Here is a 17576-nt window from a genome sequence, read left to right on the forward strand (position 1 = left end):
CTGATGCTTCGCTCGCTGTATTCGCTCACGGCGCGGTCCCCCAGACGGACAGGCCGGTGGTCTCCGGCAGGCCGAGCATGATGTTGGCGTTCTGCACGGCCTGGCCGGCCGCGCCCTTGCCGAGGTTGTCCAGGGCGCTCACCACGATCATCCGGCGGGAGTCGACGTCGACGGTGGCCTGGAGGTGGCAGGAGTTGGAGCCGAGGGTGGCGGCGGTGTGCGGCCACCGTCCCTCGGGCAACACGTGCACGAACGGCGCGTCCGCGTACGCCTCCGCGAGCACCGCCTGCGGGTCGACACCCCGGGCGGGCACGGCGGTGACCGTCGCGAGGATGCCGCGGGGCATCGGCGCGAGCACCGGCGTGAACGACAGGGTCGTCGCGCCGGTGGCCTGCTTGATCTCCGGGACGTGCTGGTGCGCGCCGACCCGGTAGGGCGACAGGTCGCCCATCACCTCGCTGGCGAGCAGGTGGGGCTTGGCGGCCCGGCCGGCGCCCGAGGTGCCGGAGGCGGCGACCACCACCACGTCGGCGGGCTGGGCGGCGCCGGCGGCGATCAGTGGGGCGAGCGCCAGGGTGATCGTGGCGGCGTAGCAGCCGGTGTTCGCGACCCGGGTGGCGCCGGCGATCAGCTCCCGCTGGCCGGGGAGCTCGGGCAGGCCGTAGGTCCACTGCCCGGCGTGGGTGCCGCCGTAGTAGTTGGCCCAGTCGTACGGGTCGGCGAGCCGGTGGTCGGCGCCGAGGTCGACGACCCGCACGTGGGGAGGGAGCTGGGCGGCGAGCGCCGCCGACTCGCCGTGCGGCAGGGCCAGGAAGACCAGGTCCGCGTCGGCCAGGGCCGCCGGGTCGGTCGCGGTGAGCACCAGGTCCAGCCCGGTGAGCTGCGGGTGTACGGCGTCCAACCGGTGCCCGGCCTGGCTGTGCGCGGTGGCGGCGACCAGGTCGAACTCCGGGTGCCCGGCGACCAGGCGCAGCAGCTCGCCCCCGGCGTAGCCGCTCGCCCCGGCGACCGCGACTCGGATTCCCATACTCACCTCCGCATGACTATGCAGACAAGGCTAGCAATCGGCTGCATGGTCATGCAATCAGTTGCATGGGAATGTGGTCGTGTCGCGGATCACCCCGTCCGTGACGCGATGAGGCCCGTGCCGCGCTGGCACGACACGGACCTCACCGTGCTGCACAGGTGTTAACAGGGGTCCCTTCCTCTACCGGAGGCGTTAACAGGGGCCCCTTCCTTTCACGCGCCCCGGAGGGTGGCGCCGTGGCGTTCGGCGGCGCGGGCGACCGCCGCGTCGCGGGCCGCCACCGCCTCCTCCACCGTCAGGGTGCGGTCGGGCGCCCGGAACGTCAGCTTGTACGCCAGCGACCGACGCCCCGCCCCGAGCTGCTCGGAGGAGTACACGTCAAACAGGCGCACCGACTCCAGCAGCTCACCGGCGCCCTCCACCAGCGCCTGCTGGACCTGCGCCGCCGGCACCGAGGCGTCCACGACCAGGGCCACGTCGATCAGTGCGGGCGGGAACGACGAGACAGCCGGCGCCTGGAGCATCGGGGCGGCGGGCACGGCGTCCAGGTTCAGCTCCATCGCGGCGGTCCGCCGGGGCAGCTCCAGCGCGGCGACGACCGCCGGGTGCAGCTCACCGGCGTGCCCGACGACGGTGTCGCCGACCAGCACCTGCGCGCACCGCCCGGGGTGCCAGGGCGCGTGCTCGGCGGCCCGCACGGTGACCCGGTCGTCGGGCAGGCCGGCCACCGCCAGCACCGTCCGCGCCGCCTCGACCGCGTCCGCCCAGCCGGCCGGGCGGCCCGCACCCCACCAGCCGGTCGGCTCGATCTCACCGGCCAGCACCACGGCGACGTGCCGCGGCTGGTCCGGCAGGACCGCGTCGGCGGCGGCGAACTCGGCGTCCGACGGGCGGTGCTCCACCCCCATGTGCGGCGGGGTCCCCGCGTCGGGGCGCGGGTGGAAGACCGCGCCGACCTCGTACAGGGCGAGGTCACGCTGGCCCCGGCCCAGGTTGCGCCGAAGCACGCCGAGCAGCGGGCCGAGCAGCGTGGTGCGCAGCAGCGGCTCCTCCTCCGACAGCGGGTTGGCCAGGCGCACCGCCCGCCGGCGCGGGTCGTCGGCCGGCAACCCGAGCAGGTCGGCCAGGTCGGGGGCGACGAACGGCTGCGACAGCACCTCGACGTGCCCCTGGTCGGCGAGCGCCCGGGCGATCGCCCGGCGGCGCCGCTGCTGCCAGGTGAGGCCGCGGCCGGCCGGCGCGACCGGCAGCACGGACGGCACGCGGTCGTACCCGTCTAGGCGGACCACCTCCTCGACCAGGTCGGCCGGGTCGGTGAGGTCCGGCCGCCAGGTCGGCGGGGTGACCGTCAGCGCGACCGCGCCGCCGGCCGACACGCCGACCTCGCCCGGATCCTCGGCGAGCCGGTCCGCGCCGCCGGCGACCGTGCAGCCGACCCGCTCCAGCAGGTCGACCACCCGCGCCGGCGGGTACGCCACCCCGACCCGCCGCGACGGCAGGTCGGCCGGCATGCTGATCGGCGTACGCGGCCGGACGTGATCGAGGTCGAGGATCTCGTCGCCGACCGTGCCGCCGCCGTGCTCGACCAGCAGCCGGACCGCCCGCTCGATGGCGACCAGCGGCAGGGCCGGGTCGACGCCCCGTTCCCAGCGCTTCGCGGCCTCGCTGAACAGCTTGTGCCGGCGGGCGGTGCGCCCGACCATCACCGGATCCCAGTGGGCGGCCTCGAACAGCACGTTCGTGGTGCCCTCGACCACCTCGCTGGTCTCCCCGCCCATCACCGCGGCGAGCGAGACCGGCCCGGTGTCGTCGCAGATCACCATGTCCTCGGCGGCGAGCGTACGGGTCACCCCGTCCAGGGTGGTCAGCTTCTCCCCCGGCTCGGCGCGGCGGACCACCAGCGTGCCGGCGATCCGGTCCGCGTCGAACGCGTGCATCGGCTGGCCCAGTTCGAGCATCACGTAGTTGGTGATGTCGACCGGCAGCGAGATGCTGCGGACGCCGGCGGTGGTGAGCCGCTGCACCATCCAGGCAGGCGAGGGCGCGGCCGGGTCGACGCCACGCACCATCCGGGCGGCGAACCGGTCGCAGCCGACCGTGTCACGCACCTCGACCGGGTACGCGGGCCGCTCGGTCGCGCCCGGCGCCGGCACCAGCCCCGGGTCGCGGAACGGCACCCCGACGGCGTGCGCCAGCTCGCGGGCGATGCCGCGGACCGACATCTGGTACCCGCGGTCCGGCGTCAGCTCGACCTCGACCACGACGTCGTCGAGCCCCACCACCGGGCGGGCGTCGTCGCCGGGCTTGGCCGGGCTGGACTCGGGCAGCACGATGATGCCCGAGTGGTCGTCACCGAGCCCCAGCTCCTTCGCCGAGCAGATCATGCCGTTGGAGTTGCGCCCGTACGTCCTGCGCGCCCCGATGGCGAAATTCCCGGGCAGCACGCCGCCGGGGAGGATCACCACCACCCGGTCGCCGACGGTGAAGTTCCGCGCCCCGCAGACGATCTCCTGGAGCTCGCCGGTGCCGTTGGCGTCGCCCACGTCGACCCGGCAGAACCGGATCGGCTTCTTGAAGCCGGTCAGCTCCTCGATCTCCCGGACCTCACCGACCACCAGCGGCCCGGTGACCGTCTCACCCAGGTCCACGATGGACTCGACCTCGATGCCCAGGTCCACCAGGGCCTGCTCCAGGTCGGCCGGGGCCAGGTGGGCCGGCAGGTCGACGTACTCGCGCAGCCAGCTGACAGAAACTCGCATGACTCAGACCACCGTCTCCGTAACTCGTGCCCGCACTACGCCCCGTATCCGAACGCCCGGGTGAACCGGACGTCGCCCTCGACCATGTCCCGCATGTCGCCGACACCGTGGCGGAACATGACCGTCCGGTCGATGCCCATCCCGAAGGCGAATCCGGAGTAGACCTCCGGGTCGATGCCGCAGGCCCGCAGCACGCGCGGGTTCACCATGCCGCAGCCACCCCACTCGACCCACTGCGGACCCTTGCGGTGCTCCGGGAACCACACGTCGAACTCGGCCGACGGCTCGGTGAACGGGAAGTAGTGCGGGCGCCACCGGGTCTTCGCGTCCGGGCCGAACATGGCCCGCGCGAAGTGGTCCAAGGTGCCGCGCAGGTGCGCCATCGTGATGCCCTTGTCGACCACCAGGCCCTCCACCTGGTGGAAGACCGGCGCGTGGGTGGCGTCCAGCTCGTCGGTGCGGTAGACCCGGCCGGGGCAGATCACGTAGATCGGCGGCTTGCGGGTCAACATCGTCCGCGCCTGCACCGGCGAGGTGTGGGTACGCAGCACCAGCCCCGAACTCTCCGGTGCGACGTGGAAGGTGTCCATCAGGCCGCGCGCCGGGTGGTCCGGCGGGATGTTCAGCGCGTCGAAGTTCGTCCACTCCAGCTCGACCTCGGGCCCCTCGGCCACCTCGTAGCCCATCCCGACGAAGAAGTCGCTGATCTGCTCCATGAGCGTGCTGACCGGGTGCCGCGCGCCCTTCTGGCGCCGGTCGTACGGCAGGGTGACGTCCACCCGCTCCTCGACCAGCATCCGCTCGGCCTGCTCGCGCTCGAGGACCTCGGCACGGGCGGCGTACGCGGACTCGATCGCCCGGCGGGCCTCGTTGACCCGCTTGCCGGCGTCGGACTTGGCGGCCGGCGGCAGCGCGCCGATCTCGCGGCGCGCCAGCGAGACCGGGGCCCGGTCACCCAGGTGCGCGGGGCGCAGCGCGGTCAACGCGTCCGGGTCGGCGGCGTCGGCGAACGCCTTCTCGGCGGCGGCGACGGCCTCGGCCAGGGCGGCCGGGTCGAGCAGGGCGACCTGCTTCGGGTCGTACGGATCGTTGCGGTAGGTCATGGCGTACGGGCACTCCCTCACGGCGGCGCCGGCCCTCGTCAGGCGGCGAAGCGAGTCTACGGACGCGCGGCTTCGCCGCAGCCCGCCGGTGGGAGTTGTGCGGAGAGCAGGTCAGGCCCGCCGCCCGCCGACACCGGCGGGCTGGCTAAACGAACGCCGTGGCGCGTTCATGGGCGGGCACTCTCCCCTGCTGTCTCGGCCGCGCAGCCGGTCGACGGCCGGCGCTGCGCTCTCGCTGAAGCGTACAGGCACACCGCCGCGGCCGCAGCCAGGTTGAGGCTCTCGGCGCGCCCGTGCAGCGGCACCCGGACGCGGGCGTCGGCGGCGGCGGTCAGCTCGTCGGCCAGCCCGTGCGCCTCGGAGCCGAACAGCCAGGCGGTGGGGGCGGCCAGCCGGCCGGCGTCGGCGAGGTCGTCCAGGTCGTCCACGCCGTACCCGGTGGTGGCCAGCACGGCGAGCCCGGCGGCCCGCAGCGCGGCGACCGCCGCGAGGGGGTCGGGCGCGCGCACCACGTCGACGTGGAAGAGGCTGCCGGCTGAGGCCCGCACCGCCTTGCCGTTGTACGGGTCGACCGCCTCGCCGGCGAAGACGACCACCTGGGCGCCGGCCGCGTCGGCGGTGCGCAGCACGGTGCCGGCGTTGCCCGGATCACGGATGCCGGCGAGCACCGCGACCAGCCGCGGCCCGCGCGTCAGGGCGGTGTCCAGCGGTACGTCGAGGTGCCGGCACACGGCGACGAGGCCCTGCGGGGCGACGGTCTCGGTGAGCGCGGCGAGGGCCTCGTCGGTGACCTCGGAGACGGGTACGTCGTCGGCGGCCGCGCGGGCGGCCAAGTCCGCGTACCGGTCGAGCGCGGCCGGCGTACCGAAGAGTTCCAGGACCGTGCGGGGCCGGGTGAGGGCCTCGCGGACCGCCTGCGGCCCCTCCGCCAGGAACCGGCCGGCCGCGTCGCGGTCCCGGCGGCGCTGGAGCCGGCGGGCGGCGACAACCCGTGGGGTACGCGGCGTGAACGGCCCGGAGACGGCGTCGAGGCGCCTCCCGTGCGGTCGTGACTGCATGGGAGACGCCTCGATCTGCCGTGGGTGGATCAGGCGGCCTGGGCCGCGGCGCCACCGGTGCCCTCGGCCGCGACGGCGGCGCGGGCCAGCTCGACGATCGCCGCGAAGGCGGCGGCGTCGTTGACGGCCATGTCGGCCAGGATCTTCCGGTCGACCTCGATGCCGGCCAGCTTGAGGCCCTGGATCAGGCGGTTGTAGGTGAGCCCGTTGGCGCGGGCACCCGCGTTGATCCGCTGGATCCACAGCTGCCGGAAGTCGCCCTTGCGGTCACGACGGTCCCGGTAGGCGTACTGCATCGAGTGCAGCACCTGCTCCTTGGCCTTGCGGTACAGGCGGGAGCGCTGACCGCGGTAGCCGCTCGCGGTCTCCAGCAGGGTACGGCGCTTCTTCTGGGCGTTCACAGCCCGCTTGACGCGTGCCATCTCAACTCCTTCTTCGGTTCAGGTGGCGCGCGTCAGCGGCCGAGCAGCTTCTTGATGCGCTTGACGTCGGCCTTGGCGGCGACGACGGTGCCGGTCAGGCGGCGGGTCCGGGTGGAGGGCTTCTTCTCCAGGTTGTGGCGCAGGCCCGCCTGCTGCTTCACGACCTTGCCCTTACCGGTCAGCCGGACGCGCTTGCCCATCCCGGTGTGGCTCTTCATCTTCGGCATGTGGAACGTCTTCTCCCCTGTTACTCGCCGGTGGTCCCGGCGGGTCCGGCCGGCTCGACCGGCGGCGCCGCCTCGGGGGCGCCGGATTCCCGCTCGCCCCGCGGTAGCGCGCCGCCGCGGGCCGCCGTGGCGGCCGCCTTGGTGGCGCGGTGCGGTGCGAGCACCATGATCATGTTGCGGCCGTCCTGCTTCGGCGCGGCCTCGACGTACCCCAGCTCCGAGATCTCGGACTCGAGCCGGCGCAGGAGCCGGTACCCCAGCTCCGGGCGGCTCTGCTCCCGACCGCGGAACATGATCGTCACCTTGACCTTGTCGCCGGCCTTGAGGAACCGCACCACGTGACCCTTCTTGGTCTCGTAGTCGTGCGGGTCGATCTTCGGCCGGAGCTTCATCTCCTTGATGACGGTCTGCTGCTGGTTACGCCGCGCTTCGCGCGCCTTGAGTGCGCTCTCGTACTTGAACTTGCCGAAGTCCATGAGCTTGCACACCGGCGGGCGCGCCATCGGCGCAACCTCGACCAGGTCCAGGTCGACGTCCGCGGCCAGCTGAAGGGCGCGCTCCAGCGGGACGATGCCCACCTGCTCACCCTCAGGGCCGACCAGTCGGACCTCACGTGCCCGGATCTGCTCGTTCACGCGTGGTTCGACGCTGATGGGGCCTCCTCGAGTCGAGTGTTCCTGCGTGGCCGACCCCGCGGCTCCCGGGTGGGAACCGGCCCGGAAAGCAGAAGGCCCCGGCGCATTGCCAGGGCCCGCTCGACCGGTCGGCACGACCACATGGTCGCGCATCCGGCGCCGGGACGTGCCCGGAACCGGTGACCGGACCCGGCCGCCTCGCGGCGACTCGGGTGGGAGCAGGCGCCCCACTTTCACGGCCGCCCGCACAAACGCGGACAGCCTGGTCGACTCGACAACACTACACCCCCGCCCAGGGTGACCCCAAACCGGGCATGGCGGCCGGCCGGGAACGCGCGCCGGCCGGGGTGCCGCCCGGCCGGTCAGCGGCCGGAGGCGCCCTCGGCCAGGCGGGTCTGGTGGGCCTGGTGCAGGCGGCGCAGCGCGCGGACCCCCTCGACGGCCAGTTCCTTGTCGGCGGCCTGGAGGGCCACCATCGGCACCAGGTCGTCGTCGTGCAGCTCCAGGCTGGCCCACGGGGCGCCCCGGTCGAAGCGGACCCCGCGGACGACCTCCCACGGCAGCTCGTACGAGCCGATCACGTTGCGCACCCGCACCCGCCGCGCGTCAGCCTCGACCATCGGGCGGGTGAAGAGCAGGAAGCCGAACGCGCCGAACACGCCGAGGCCGATCATGGCGAGCTGGTCGCCCCGCTGGAACGTGCCGTAGCCGTTGCCGGTCGGCCCGGTCAGCGACGTGGCCAGGAGGGTGAACACCACCACCAGCACCGCCGCCGAGGCCCAGCAGACCAGCCGGATGCGGCGGGGCCGGATGCGGATCGACTCGGTTTCGCTCACCCCACCAGTCTGCCACCCGCCTCGGGCCCGCCCGCGCCCGCCACACGCGACCGGCCCCGGCCCGCTGATCCGCCACGGCGGGCCGGCGGATGGTGGGCGTGGGCCGGCCTGGGTGGCCAGCCGACGAGCCGCCGGTGGCGGCGACCGGGTGATGCAGGCCCTTTGCTCTGCTTCACCCCACGCGGAGGTTTCGGGCCGGAACTGGTGCGTCCGTTGAAGCAGAGCAAAGGGCGCCGGGCGGTTGGCCGGGGCTCGGGCGATCAGGAGCGGCGGCCGGACGGCCGGTCCACCGGTTCACCCAGGTCCGGCCGAATGCTCTGGGTGGGCAACCCCGCCGGCCCGACGGACGGGGCGGGCACTGTGTCACCCCGCCCGGAACCCCGCCCGACGCCCCGTCCGGTGCGCCATCCACGGCCCTGCCCGGAGCCCCGGCCGGCGAGCAGAGCGGCGGCCAGGGTGAGCAGCGCCCCGGCGAGCACCGGCAGCCGGACGCCGGGGCCGCCGGGCAGCAGCGCGTCCAGCACCAGCGCGCCGCCGAGCTGGCCCGCGACCAGCAGCAGCCCGGTCCGCAGGACGCCCACCACCCGGACGCCGACCACCAGGCTGGCGACGATGCCGACGCCGAGGAGACCGCCGGTGTAGAGGAACCAGGCGTCCGGCCAGGACGGGGCGGGACCGGTCAGGGCCCCGGCCAGCGCCGCGACGAGCAGCACGGCCGGGGTGCTGACGGCGAAGTTCACCGCCACCCCGGCGGCGGCGGAACTGGCGGCCGAGACCCGGCCGTTGAGCGCGGACTGCAACGCCACCGCGACGCCGCCGACGACGGCGAGCAGGACCACGCCCAGAGCCAGGTCGCCGACGGGCTGCCCGAGCTGGGCCAGCGTCACCGCCGCCACCCCCAGCAGCGCCCCGGCCAGCCGGGGACCGGTGAACGCGATCCGCCCCACCGGTGCGAGACCGGCCCGGTCCACCGCCAGCCCGCCGAGGCTGCCGCCCGCGACCTGGGCGATGGTGAACACCGCCACCCCGAGCACCGGCACCACGTACGCGCCGAGCACGACGATCGCCGCGCCGCCGAGCCCACCCAGGTACGCCCACCAGGGCAGGCGCGCCCCGCGCAACCCGCGCAGGTCGGCGCGGAGCGACCGGAGCGCCAGCACCCCGAGCCCCACCAGGAGACATCCGCCGAGGTTGTTGACCACGGCGGCGAGGGTGGCGTCGCCGGCCCGCTCGCCCAGCTCGCCGTTCACCGCACCCTGCGCCGCCGAGGCGACCCCGCCGAGGGTCACCACGACCAGCGCGACCCACGCGGGCACCAGGCGGGGTGCCGCCGGGGCCGGCGGTAATACCGACGAGGCTTCGGGCGCCCGGAAGGGCCGCCTCACAGCCGGCACGCGTGGATGTTCGTGACGAGGATCGCGCGAGCACCCAACTCGTACAGCTCGTCCATGATCCGGTGCACGTCGTCGCGGAGCACCATCGCCTGCACGGCCACCCAGCCCTCGCGGTGCAATGGGGAGACGGTCGGCGACTCGATGCCCGGCGTCAGCGAACTGGCCCGGTCGAGCAGGCCGGCCGGCACGTCGTACGCGAGCATCACGTAGCGCCGGGCGACGAGGACCCCGTGCAGGCGGCGCAGAAGCTGCTCGCACTGCGGGTGGGTCGGCGCGGCGGCGCGGCGGACCAGGACGGCCGAGGACCGCAGCAGCGGCTCGCCGAACACGACCAGGCCGGCCTGCCGCAGCGTGGCGCCGGTCTCCACCACGTCCGCGACGACGTCGGCGACACCGAGACGGATGGCGTTCTCCACCGCGCCGTCGAGGCGGATCACGTCGGCCTTCACACCGAGGTCGGCGAGGTGCCGCTCGACCAGGCCGGGGTACGCGGTGGCGATCCGGTGCCCGCCCAGCTCCTGCACGGAGTCGACGTCCTCGGGGCGGGCGGCGAAGCGGAAGGTGGCCCGGCCGAAGGCCAGGTCGACGATCTCCTCGGCCGGCGCGCCGGAGTCGATCAGCAGATCCCGGCCGGTGATGCCGACGTCCAGGTCACCGGAGCCGACGTAGGTGGCGATGTCCTTCGGGCGCAGGTAGAAGAACTCGATGTCGTTGGGCTCGTCCCGGCAGACCAGGTCCTTCGGGTCGGTGCGCTGGCGGTAGCCCGCCTCGCGCAGCATCTGGGCGGCCTTCTCGGCGAGGGCGCCCTTGTTGGGTACGGCGACACGCAGCACTGCGGAGTGCTCCTTCGATCGGGTCTGATCAGGGGACGGTTGCAATCACCGGAAGGCTGACAGGATGCCCCGTCGTTCGGGACGGGTAGGAATGGCAGCACACTGTGGTCCAGCCATGAGCCTCCCTCCTCTGGTAGAAGCTGACGTATGAGGACGGCGTACCGGTGCCGGGCGTACCCGACACCCGAGCAGGCCAGCGTGCTGAACCGCACGTTCGGGTGCGTACGCGTCGTCTGGAACCGCACCCTCGCTGCCCGGCACGGCCGCTACCACGCGGAGGGAAAGTCCACCTCGTACGCCGAGACGGATCGGGCGCTGACGCAGATGAAGCGCCTGCCCGAATTGGCTTTCCTCAACGACGTGTCGTCGGTGCCGTTGCAGCAGACACTGCGGCATCAGCACAGTGCCTTCACCGCCTTCTTTCAAAAGCGCGCCCGCTATCCGCGTTTCAAGTCTCGGCAGGGGCGGCAGTCCGCGTCGTTCACCCGGTCGGCCCTCCGCATGTGCGACGGGAACCTGACGCTGGCAAAGATGCCGGGTGCTCTGCGGTTCGTGTGGTCGTGGTCGGACATGGACGTGAAAGCCGTCGACCCGACGATGGTGACCGTGTCGCGTGACCCGGACGGCCGTTGGTTCGTCACCTTCGCCGTGAACATCAACCCACCCACGGCACCCGAGCCAACGGAACAAATCGTCGGAGTGGATCTCGGGTTGGCCGACTTCGCGGTCCTGTCTACCGGGGAGCGCATCCCGCACCCCCGCAACTGGAAGCGCCATGAACGCCGATTGAAGCGGTATCAGCGCATCATGGCTCGTAAGCAACGCGGCTCGAACAACCGGAACAAAGCCAAGGTCAGGGTCGCCCGCGTTCACTCCCGCATCCGCGACGCCCGGCAGGACTTCCTCCACAAGGCCAGCACTGACCTCGTTCGGCGCTTCGGCGCTGTCGCCGTGGAAGACCTCAACGTGGCCGGCATGGTTCGCAACCGTAAGCTGGCCCGCGCAATCTCCTGCACTGGCTGGGTTAAGTTCCGCGAACTGCTGACCTACAAGGCGCACCGGGATGGGCGGCACCTCGCGGTCGTGGACCGCTGGTTTCCGTCCTCGAAAACCTGCTCGGCCTGCGGGCATCTGCTCGACACGCTCTCGCTCGGCACACGCCATTGGACGTGTCCGAGTTGCGGCACCCTCCACGACAGGGACGTCAACGCCGCCAAGAACATCGCCGTCGCGGCCGGGCTGGCCGAGACGAAAAACGCCTGCGGAGCGGACGTCAGACACGAAGGGCAACCTTCCGTGCAGTCTGCGGTGAACCAGGAACACTCACCCGCGAGGGTGGGAAAACCCGGCCCATTAGAGCCGGGCGGATGTCAAAGATGTCGGTAGACGTCCTTCAGGTCGAGGCCGGTGGCGAGCATCAGCACCTGCACCTGGTAGAGCAGCTGCGAGATCTCCTCGGCGGCCCGCTCGGGCCCCTCGTGCTCGGCGGCCATCCACGACTCGGCCGCCTCCTCGACGACCTTCTTGCCGATGAAGTGCACCCCCTTCTCCAGGGCGGCGACCGTGCCCGAGCCCGGGGTGCCGGCGGCGGCCTTGGCCTGCAGCTCGGCGAACAACTCCTCGAACGTCTTCACCGGCCGATTCTCTCAACCACCGGGCCGCCGCGGCGCCGCAGGGGTCCGGCGCGTCCGTCCCGTGGTCAGCCGCCGAAGCCGACGCGCTGGGCGGAGGCCGCCGACACGCCGCGGATGGCGAGGGCGGCGTCGAGCGCGGCGACGGTGGCCGCCCAGCCCTTGTCCTCGGCCGAGCCGGGCAGGCCGGCCCGGTCCCGGGCCTGCTCGATGGTGTCGACGGTCAGCACGCCGTGCGCGACCGGCTTGCCCTCGTCCAGCGCCACCCGGGTGAGCCCGTCGGTGACCGAGCGGCAGACGAAGTCGAAGTGGGCGGTGGCGCCGCGCACCACGACACCGAGCGCGACCACCACGTCGCAGCGGCGGGCGAGGGCCTGGGCGACCACCGGCAGCTCCACCGAGCCGGCCACCCGGGCCACCACCGAGCGCGCCCCGCAGGCCTCGGCGGCGGCGACCGCCCGGTCGAGCATGTGGTCGGTGAGGTCACCGTGCCAGCGGGCCGCGACCACTCCCACCGTCAGACCGGTCGCGTCGACGGTGTCGATGCCCGGCTCCCCGAATCCCGCCATGTCTACGCTCCGATCTCGTCGCCGGGAACCGGGCGGCCCATCGGCGCCTCGGTCACCTCGTCCAGTTCGTCCAGCAGGTGACCCATCCGGTCCCGCTTGGTCCGCAGGTAGCGAACGTTCTCCGGGTGCGGCCGCACCGGCAGGCCCTCGCGCCCGGTGATGGTCAGGCCGTACCCCTCCAGGCCGGCGCGCTTGGCCGGGTTGTTGGTGAGCAGCCGCATCGAGCGCACGCCCAGGTCGTAGAGGATCTGCGCGCCGGTGCCGTAGTCCCGGGCGTCCGCCGGCAGGCCCAGGTCCAGGTTGGCGTCGACGGTGTCCCGGCCCAGGTCCTGGAGCTGGTACGCCTGGAGCTTGTGCAGCAGGCCGATGCCCCGCCCCTCGTGCCCGCGGACGTAGAGCACCACGCCCCGCCCCTCCTGGGCGACCCGGTCCAGGGCGGCGTTGAGCTGCGGGCCACAGTCGCAGCGGACCGAGCCGAACACGTCGCCGGTGAGGCACTCCGAGTGCACCCGGACCAGCACGTCCCGGCCGTCGCCGATGTCACCCATCACCAGCGCGACGTGCTCGGCCGAGTCGTAGTCGCTGCGGTAGCCCAGGGCCCGGAACACGCCGTGGCTCGTCGGCATGCGGGTGTCGGCGACCAGCTCGACCTGCTTCTCCGTCCGCCGCCGGTAGGCGACCAGGTCCGCGATGGTGACCAGGGTCAACGAGTGCTCGGCGCAGAACTTCTCCAGGTCCGGCAGCCGCATCATCGTGCCGTCGTCGTTCACCAGCTCGCAGAGCACGCCGGCCGGGCGCAGCCCGGCCAGCCGGGTCAGGTCGACCGCGGCCTCGGTGTGCCCGGGCCGGCGCAGCACGCCGCCCTCGCGGGCCCGCAACGGCACCACGTGGCCCGGTCGGGCCAGGTCGGCGGGGCCGGTGGTGGGGTCGGCGAGCAGCCGGATCGTGTGCGCCCGGTCGGCGGCCGAGATGCCGGTGCTCACGCCCTCCCGGGCGTCCACGGTCACCGCGTACGCGGTGCCGCGCTTGTCCTGGTTGGTGTGGTGCATGGGCGGCAGGTCCAGCCGGTCGCACTCGCTCTCGGTCAGCGGCACGCAGATGTAGCCCGACGTGTACCGGACCATGAACGCGAGCAGCTCCGGCGTCGCCAGCTCGGCCGCGAAGATCAGGTCGCCCTCGTTCTCCCGGTTCTCGTCGTCGACCACGACGACGGGCCGGCCGGCCGCGATGTCCTCCACGGCCTGCTCGATGCTGCCAAAGGTGCTCATGCGACTGCCTCCGAGTAGGTCGGCGTGATCGGGGCGGGGCGGGTGGCGCGCGACGTGCGCCACCACGCGGCGAGGCCCCAGACGCAGAACGCGCCGTAGACGAGGTACATGGCCGCCGAGGGGTAGTAGCCGCCGCGCAGCAGCAGCGGCACGCCCACCGCGTCGACGGCGATCCAGATGAGCCAGAAGTCGACGTAGCCGCGGGCCATCCCGTAGGTGGCGAGCAGGCTGCCGGTGAGGATCCACGCGTCCGGCAGCGGGCCCCAGGAGCCCAGTGCGGCGAGCACCGGGTACGCGGCCGCGGTCCCGGCGACGGCGGCGAGCAGCAGGCCGAGCCGTTCCCGGCCGGTGGCCCAGCGCGGCTCCACGGCCGGCGCCCCGTCGGCGCCCCGGCGGCGGTTGTGCGACCAGCGCCACCAGCCGTAGAGGCTGACGCCGAAGAAGAACACCTGCCGGCCGGCCTGGCCGTAGAGGTCGTGCGCCTGCGGCGTGGCGAACGCCCCGCCGAGGAAGACGGTGAACAGCAACGCGTTGCCGATCATGCCGACCGGCCACGCCCACACCAGCCGGCGCAGCCCGAGCAGGGCGGACGCGAGGCCGAAGACGTTGCCGACGATCTCGCGGACCAGCACGGGCGAGCCGGCGATGCTCACCTGGGCGTCGAGCAGCCAGCCGAGCGGGCCCATCAGGCCACCCCGCCCGCGGCCGCGACGCCGGGCAGGCCGCCGCTGCCGGGCAGGCCGACGGCGCCGGGCAGGCCCCCCTCCGGCCGGCCCGCCTCGCCCGGCAGGTGCGCGCCGAGCAGGCGCTCGACGTACTTGGCCAGCACGTCGACCTCGAGGTTGACCGGGTCGCCGACACCGCGCGTCCCGAGGGTGGTGAGCTTCAGCGTGGTCGGGATCAGGCCGACCGAGAACCAGTCGGTCCCGACGCCCGCCACGGTCAGCGACACCCCGTCGACGGTGATCGAGCCCTTCTCCACCACGTACCGGGCCAGGGCGGCGGGGAGGCGGAACCGTACCGTCTCCCACTGGTCGGCCGGCTCCCGGGAGACGACCTCGCCGACGCCGTCCACGTGCCCCTGCACCAGGTGCCCGCCCAGGCGGCTGCCGAGGGCGGCGGCCCGCTCCAGGTTGACCGGGTCGCCCGGCCGCAGCGCGCCGAGCGCGGAGCGGCGCAGCGTCTCCCCCATCACGTCGGCGGTGAACGTCCCGTCGGCGACATCCACCACGGTCAGGCAGACGCCGTTGACCGCGATCGAGTCGCCGTGCCGGGCGTCCGAGGTGACCAGGGGGCCACGGATCGCGACCAGCGCGGAGTCGCCCGCGGTCTCGGTGACCCGGACGACCTCGCCCAACTCCTCGACGATGCCGGTGAACATGTCAGCCCTCCCTCTTCCGGGGCAGCGCGGTGATCCGCAGATCGGGACCGACCTGCGTAACGTCGACGAGCTCCAATTCGATGGCCTCGGCGATCGTGGTCACACCCGCGTCGACCAACGCGGTCGGGCCGGCGCCGAGCAGCCGGGGCGCGACGTACCCGACGATCTTGTCGACCAGGCCGGCGGCGAGGAACGCGCCGGCCAGGCGCGGCCCGCCCTCCAGCAGCGCCGCCCGCACCCCGCGGCCGTGCAGCACGGCGAGCAGCGCCGGCAGGTCCACCCGGCCGTCGGGGCCGGCGCCGACCTCCGCTGCGGTGGCGATCCAGGTCGAGGCGGCGGCGTCGCGGACCCGTGCCCCGGACGGGGTACGCCCCGCCGAGTCGACCACCACCCGCAGCGGCTGGCGGATGGCCAGGCTGCCGTCGCGCAGGTTCCGGGCGGTGAGGCGGGGGTCGTCGGCCAGCACGGTGCCCACGCCGGCGATGACGGCGTCGACCGTCCCGCGGAGGGCGTGCACGTCCATCCGCGCCGCCTCGGAGGTGATCCACATGCTGGTGCCGTCGGCGGCCGCCGACCGGCCGTCCAGCGTCGCGGCGTACTTCCAGATGACGTACGGCCAGCCCCGGCGCATCGAGGTCAGCCAGGAGATGTTGCCGGCCTCCGCCTCGGCGGCGCGTACCCCCGTGTCGACCTGGACCCCCGCGGCGCGCAACGTGGCGGCGCCGCCCGACGCGACCGGGTTCGGGTCGGGCACGGCGATGACCACCCGGGACACCCCGGCCTGCACCAGCGCGGTGCTGCAGGGGCCGGTGCGACCGGTGTGGTCGCAGGGCTCCAGGGTGACGACGGCGGTGCCACCGCGGGCCCGCTCCCCCGCCTGGGCCAGCGCGACGATCTCGGCGTGCGGCCCGCCGGCGTACGCGTGGAAGCCCTCACCGACGACCTGGCCGTCCGCGTCGAGCAGCACGCAGCCGACGACCGGGTTGGGGCTGGTGGTGCCGAGACCGCGCGCGGCGAGTTCGACCGCGCGACGCATCGCCTCGTCGACGGAGACGCCGGCCATGCCCTGCCCTCTCACTCGCCGGTCGGCGCGCGGGCGGCGACGGGAGCGACGGCATCGGGCCGCGGGCGTGCGGCGGCGGAATCCGGGGACGGCAGGGCCGACCCGGGGGGCGGTCACGGCATGCCGAGGTCGGCAGCCGGGCACGGCCCGTCCGTCCCGCGCGCTGTCTCCCATCCGGACTGTCTGAGCGCGGGCGTGCCCGCACCCAACCGTCGGCCCCGGAGTCTCACCAGGTCCACCGGGCGGACGAACCGCTCCCGGGTCGCGGGCTTACCACGGTCGCACCGTGGATCACCGCCGGTTCGGAATTACACCGAGTCCCGCCAGCGCGTGGTGGGTACTACCGGCAGTCTTACACGCTCCGGGGCGACTGTCGCCACCCTCGCGAGCTACTTCACATGACGATCGCTCGGATCGGCCACGCCGCGGCGCCGGTCCACCGCCACGTACGAGCCGGGCTGGCTCTTCGCCACCGTCTTCATCTCCGAGGCGATCGTCATCGCCTCCAGGGGGCTGGTGATGCGTTTGTCGGCGTCCGAGACGGAGACGCCGATCGAGAGCGTGACCAGGGCGGCGCGGCGCAGGTTGCCGCGCCGGTCCTTCAGCTCGACGTAGCCGCGGGCGGCGTCCGACGGGTCGTACAGCGCGTCGGCGGCCTTCTCGAAGTCGGCCGAGACCCGCGAGGTGAGCGGCCGGACCTGCTCCGGCGTGCAGACGAAGACGAAGTCGTCACCGCCGACGTGCCCGAGGAAGGCCGGTGGGAGGCCCACCGACACCACGGCCCGGTGCAGGCTGCGGGCCAGCGCGGAGATGAAGTCGTCGCCGCGGACGAAGCCGTACCGGTCGTTGACGCTCTTGAACCGGTCGATGTCGATGTAGCCGACCGCGTAGTCCGAGCCGACCCGGACGCGGTCGGCGATCTCCCGGCGGATCCGGCTGTTGCCGGGCAGCCCGGTCAGCGGCGAGACCTCGCGGAACTCCTTGTTGCGACGGAGGGTGGAGCTGACCCGGGCCACCAGTTCGGCGGTGTCGAAGGGCTTGACCAGGTAGTCGTCGGCGCCGGCGCTGAGGCCGTGCACCTTGTCCACGGTGAGCCCCTTGGCGGTCAGCATGATCACCGGCAGCGCCGCGGTCATCGGGTCGGCGCGCAGCCGCCGGGTCAGCTCCAGGCCGTCGACGCGCGGCATCATCAGGTCCACCACGGCGAGGTCGGGACGCTGACGCCCGATCACCTCGAGGGCCTCCTGGCCGTCGCTGGCGTGGATCACGTCGTACCCGTGCAGGCGGAGGTTGAACTCGACGAAGCGCGCGATGTCCTCGTCGTCGTCGACGACGAGGATGACGTCCGGGCGGTCGCCGGCCGGGTCCAC

The 17576-nt window shown here is 73.6% G+C and carries 18 protein-coding genes; 1 reads left to right on the forward strand and 17 read right to left on the reverse strand.

Annotated elements, in window-relative coordinates:
* Positions 1-25 precede the first annotated feature (25 nt).
* From argC to hisG, 10 genes are all read right to left on the reverse strand, one after another.
* Positions 26-1027, reverse strand: a complete 1002-nt coding sequence (gene argC, locus GKC29_RS22500; RefSeq protein WP_155332705.1) for an N-acetyl-gamma-glutamyl-phosphate reductase — start codon at positions 1025-1027, stop codon at positions 26-28.
* Between the two features lie 212 nt (positions 1028-1239).
* Positions 1240-3786 (reverse strand): phenylalanine--tRNA ligase subunit beta, encoded by a 2547-nt coding sequence (gene pheT, locus GKC29_RS22505; protein WP_155332706.1) that lies wholly within the window; start codon positions 3784-3786, stop codon positions 1240-1242.
* A gap of 35 nt (positions 3787-3821) precedes the next feature.
* Positions 3822-4889 (reverse strand): phenylalanine--tRNA ligase subunit alpha, encoded by a 1068-nt coding sequence (gene pheS / locus GKC29_RS22510; RefSeq protein WP_155332707.1) that lies wholly within the window; start codon positions 4887-4889, stop codon positions 3822-3824.
* A 167-nt stretch (positions 4890-5056) separates the two neighbouring features.
* The gene (locus GKC29_RS22515; RefSeq protein WP_155332708.1) at positions 5057-5947 is read right to left on the reverse strand and encodes an RNA methyltransferase; all 891 of its coding nucleotides are present in this window, start codon (positions 5945-5947) and stop codon (positions 5057-5059) included.
* Between the two features lie 29 nt (positions 5948-5976).
* On the reverse strand, positions 5977-6369 hold the full coding sequence (gene rplT / locus GKC29_RS22520) for a 50S ribosomal protein L20 (protein WP_155332709.1): 393 nt from the start codon (positions 6367-6369) through the stop codon (positions 5977-5979).
* A 32-nt stretch (positions 6370-6401) separates the two neighbouring features.
* A complete protein-coding gene (rpmI, locus tag GKC29_RS22525; protein ID WP_155332710.1) occupies positions 6402-6596 on the reverse strand; it encodes a 50S ribosomal protein L35 in 195 nt (64 codons plus the stop codon).
* Positions 6597-6616: 20 nt separating this feature from the next.
* Positions 6617-7231 (reverse strand): translation initiation factor IF-3, encoded by a 615-nt coding sequence (gene infC, locus GKC29_RS22530; RefSeq protein ID WP_155332711.1) that lies wholly within the window; start codon positions 7229-7231, stop codon positions 6617-6619.
* 362 nt (positions 7232-7593) lie between these two features.
* Positions 7594-8067 (reverse strand): PH domain-containing protein, encoded by a 474-nt coding sequence (locus GKC29_RS22535; RefSeq protein WP_155332712.1) that lies wholly within the window; start codon positions 8065-8067, stop codon positions 7594-7596.
* A 260-nt stretch (positions 8068-8327) separates the two neighbouring features.
* On the reverse strand, positions 8328-9383 hold the full coding sequence (locus tag GKC29_RS22540; protein ID WP_230688777.1) for a DMT family transporter: 1056 nt from the start codon (positions 9381-9383) through the stop codon (positions 8328-8330).
* Between the two features lie 65 nt (positions 9384-9448).
* Entirely contained in the window at positions 9449-10294 is an 846-nt protein-coding gene (gene hisG, locus GKC29_RS22545; RefSeq protein WP_155332713.1) for an ATP phosphoribosyltransferase, read from the reverse strand.
* Between the two features lie 147 nt (positions 10295-10441).
* Between hisG and GKC29_RS22550 the strand changes: the two genes are divergently transcribed.
* Positions 10442-11680 carry an RNA-guided endonuclease TnpB family protein gene (locus GKC29_RS22550; RefSeq protein WP_155332714.1) on the forward strand — a complete coding sequence of 413 codons (1239 nt, stop codon included), beginning with the start codon at positions 10442-10444 and terminating at the stop codon, positions 11678-11680.
* Here GKC29_RS22550 and GKC29_RS22555 read toward each other — a convergent pair.
* The 7 genes from GKC29_RS22555 to GKC29_RS22585 form a co-directional block, all read right to left on the reverse strand.
* Entirely contained in the window at positions 11665-11928 is a 264-nt protein-coding gene (locus tag GKC29_RS22555) for a phosphoribosyl-ATP diphosphatase (RefSeq protein WP_155332715.1), read from the reverse strand. The genes GKC29_RS22550 and GKC29_RS22555 overlap by 16 nt on opposite strands.
* Positions 11929-11993: 65 nt before the next feature.
* A complete protein-coding gene (ribH, locus tag GKC29_RS22560) occupies positions 11994-12494 on the reverse strand; it encodes a 6,7-dimethyl-8-ribityllumazine synthase (protein WP_155332716.1) in 501 nt (166 codons plus the stop codon).
* A gap of 2 nt (positions 12495-12496) precedes the next feature.
* The gene (locus GKC29_RS22565) at positions 12497-13762 is read right to left on the reverse strand and encodes a bifunctional 3,4-dihydroxy-2-butanone-4-phosphate synthase/GTP cyclohydrolase II (RefSeq protein ID WP_155332717.1); all 1266 of its coding nucleotides are present in this window, start codon (positions 13760-13762) and stop codon (positions 12497-12499) included.
* Positions 13759-14448, reverse strand: coding sequence for a nicotinamide riboside transporter PnuC (gene pnuC, locus GKC29_RS22570; protein ID WP_155332718.1), 690 nt, complete (start codon positions 14446-14448; stop codon positions 13759-13761). Before pnuC ends, GKC29_RS22565 begins: the two co-directional genes overlap by 4 nt.
* Positions 14448-15143 (reverse strand): riboflavin synthase, encoded by a 696-nt coding sequence (locus GKC29_RS22575; RefSeq protein WP_155332719.1) that lies wholly within the window; start codon positions 15141-15143, stop codon positions 14448-14450. Before GKC29_RS22575 ends, pnuC begins: the two co-directional genes overlap by 1 nt.
* A 1-nt stretch (position 15144) precedes the next feature.
* Positions 15145-16206, reverse strand: a complete 1062-nt coding sequence (gene ribD / locus GKC29_RS22580) for a bifunctional diaminohydroxyphosphoribosylaminopyrimidine deaminase/5-amino-6-(5-phosphoribosylamino)uracil reductase RibD (protein WP_155332720.1) — start codon at positions 16204-16206, stop codon at positions 15145-15147.
* A 389-nt stretch (positions 16207-16595) separates the two neighbouring features.
* The gene (locus tag GKC29_RS22585) at positions 16596-17576 is read right to left on the reverse strand and encodes a response regulator (RefSeq protein ID WP_155332721.1); all 981 of its coding nucleotides are present in this window, start codon (positions 17574-17576) and stop codon (positions 16596-16598) included.

Origin of the sequence: Micromonospora sp. WMMC415, from assembly GCF_009707425.1 — a bacterium.
Lineage (GTDB): Bacteria > Actinomycetota > Actinomycetes > Mycobacteriales > Micromonosporaceae > Micromonospora.

Bases quoted from the DNA above. Each gene is read 5' to 3' on its own strand.
- argC (WP_155332705.1), bottom strand. From the start codon at position 1,027: ATGGGAATCCGAGTCGCGGTCGCCGGGGCGAGCGGCTACGCCGGGGGC.
- pheT (WP_155332706.1), bottom strand. From the start codon at position 3,786: ATGCGAGTTTCTGTCAGCTGGCTGCGCGAGTACGTCGACCTGCCGGCC.
- pheS (WP_155332707.1), bottom strand. From the start codon at position 4,889: ATGACCTACCGCAACGATCCGTACGACCCGAAGCAGGTCGCCCTGCTC.
- GKC29_RS22515 (WP_155332708.1), bottom strand. From the start codon at position 5,947: ATGCAGTCACGACCGCACGGGAGGCGCCTCGACGCCGTCTCCGGGCCG.
- rplT (WP_155332709.1), bottom strand. From the start codon at position 6,369: ATGGCACGCGTCAAGCGGGCTGTGAACGCCCAGAAGAAGCGCCGTACC.
- rpmI (WP_155332710.1), bottom strand. From the start codon at position 6,596: ATGCCGAAGATGAAGAGCCACACCGGGATGGGCAAGCGCGTCCGGCTG.
- GKC29_RS22550 (WP_155332714.1), top strand. From the start codon at position 10,442: ATGAGGACGGCGTACCGGTGCCGGGCGTACCCGACACCCGAGCAGGCC.
- ribH (WP_155332716.1), bottom strand. From the start codon at position 12,494: ATGGCGGGATTCGGGGAGCCGGGCATCGACACCGTCGACGCGACCGGT.
- GKC29_RS22565 (WP_155332717.1), bottom strand. From the start codon at position 13,762: ATGAGCACCTTTGGCAGCATCGAGCAGGCCGTGGAGGACATCGCGGCC.
- pnuC (WP_155332718.1), bottom strand. From the start codon at position 14,448: ATGGGCCCGCTCGGCTGGCTGCTCGACGCCCAGGTGAGCATCGCCGGC.
- GKC29_RS22575 (WP_155332719.1), bottom strand. From the start codon at position 15,143: ATGTTCACCGGCATCGTCGAGGAGTTGGGCGAGGTCGTCCGGGTCACC.
- ribD (WP_155332720.1), bottom strand. From the start codon at position 16,206: ATGGCCGGCGTCTCCGTCGACGAGGCGATGCGTCGCGCGGTCGAACTC.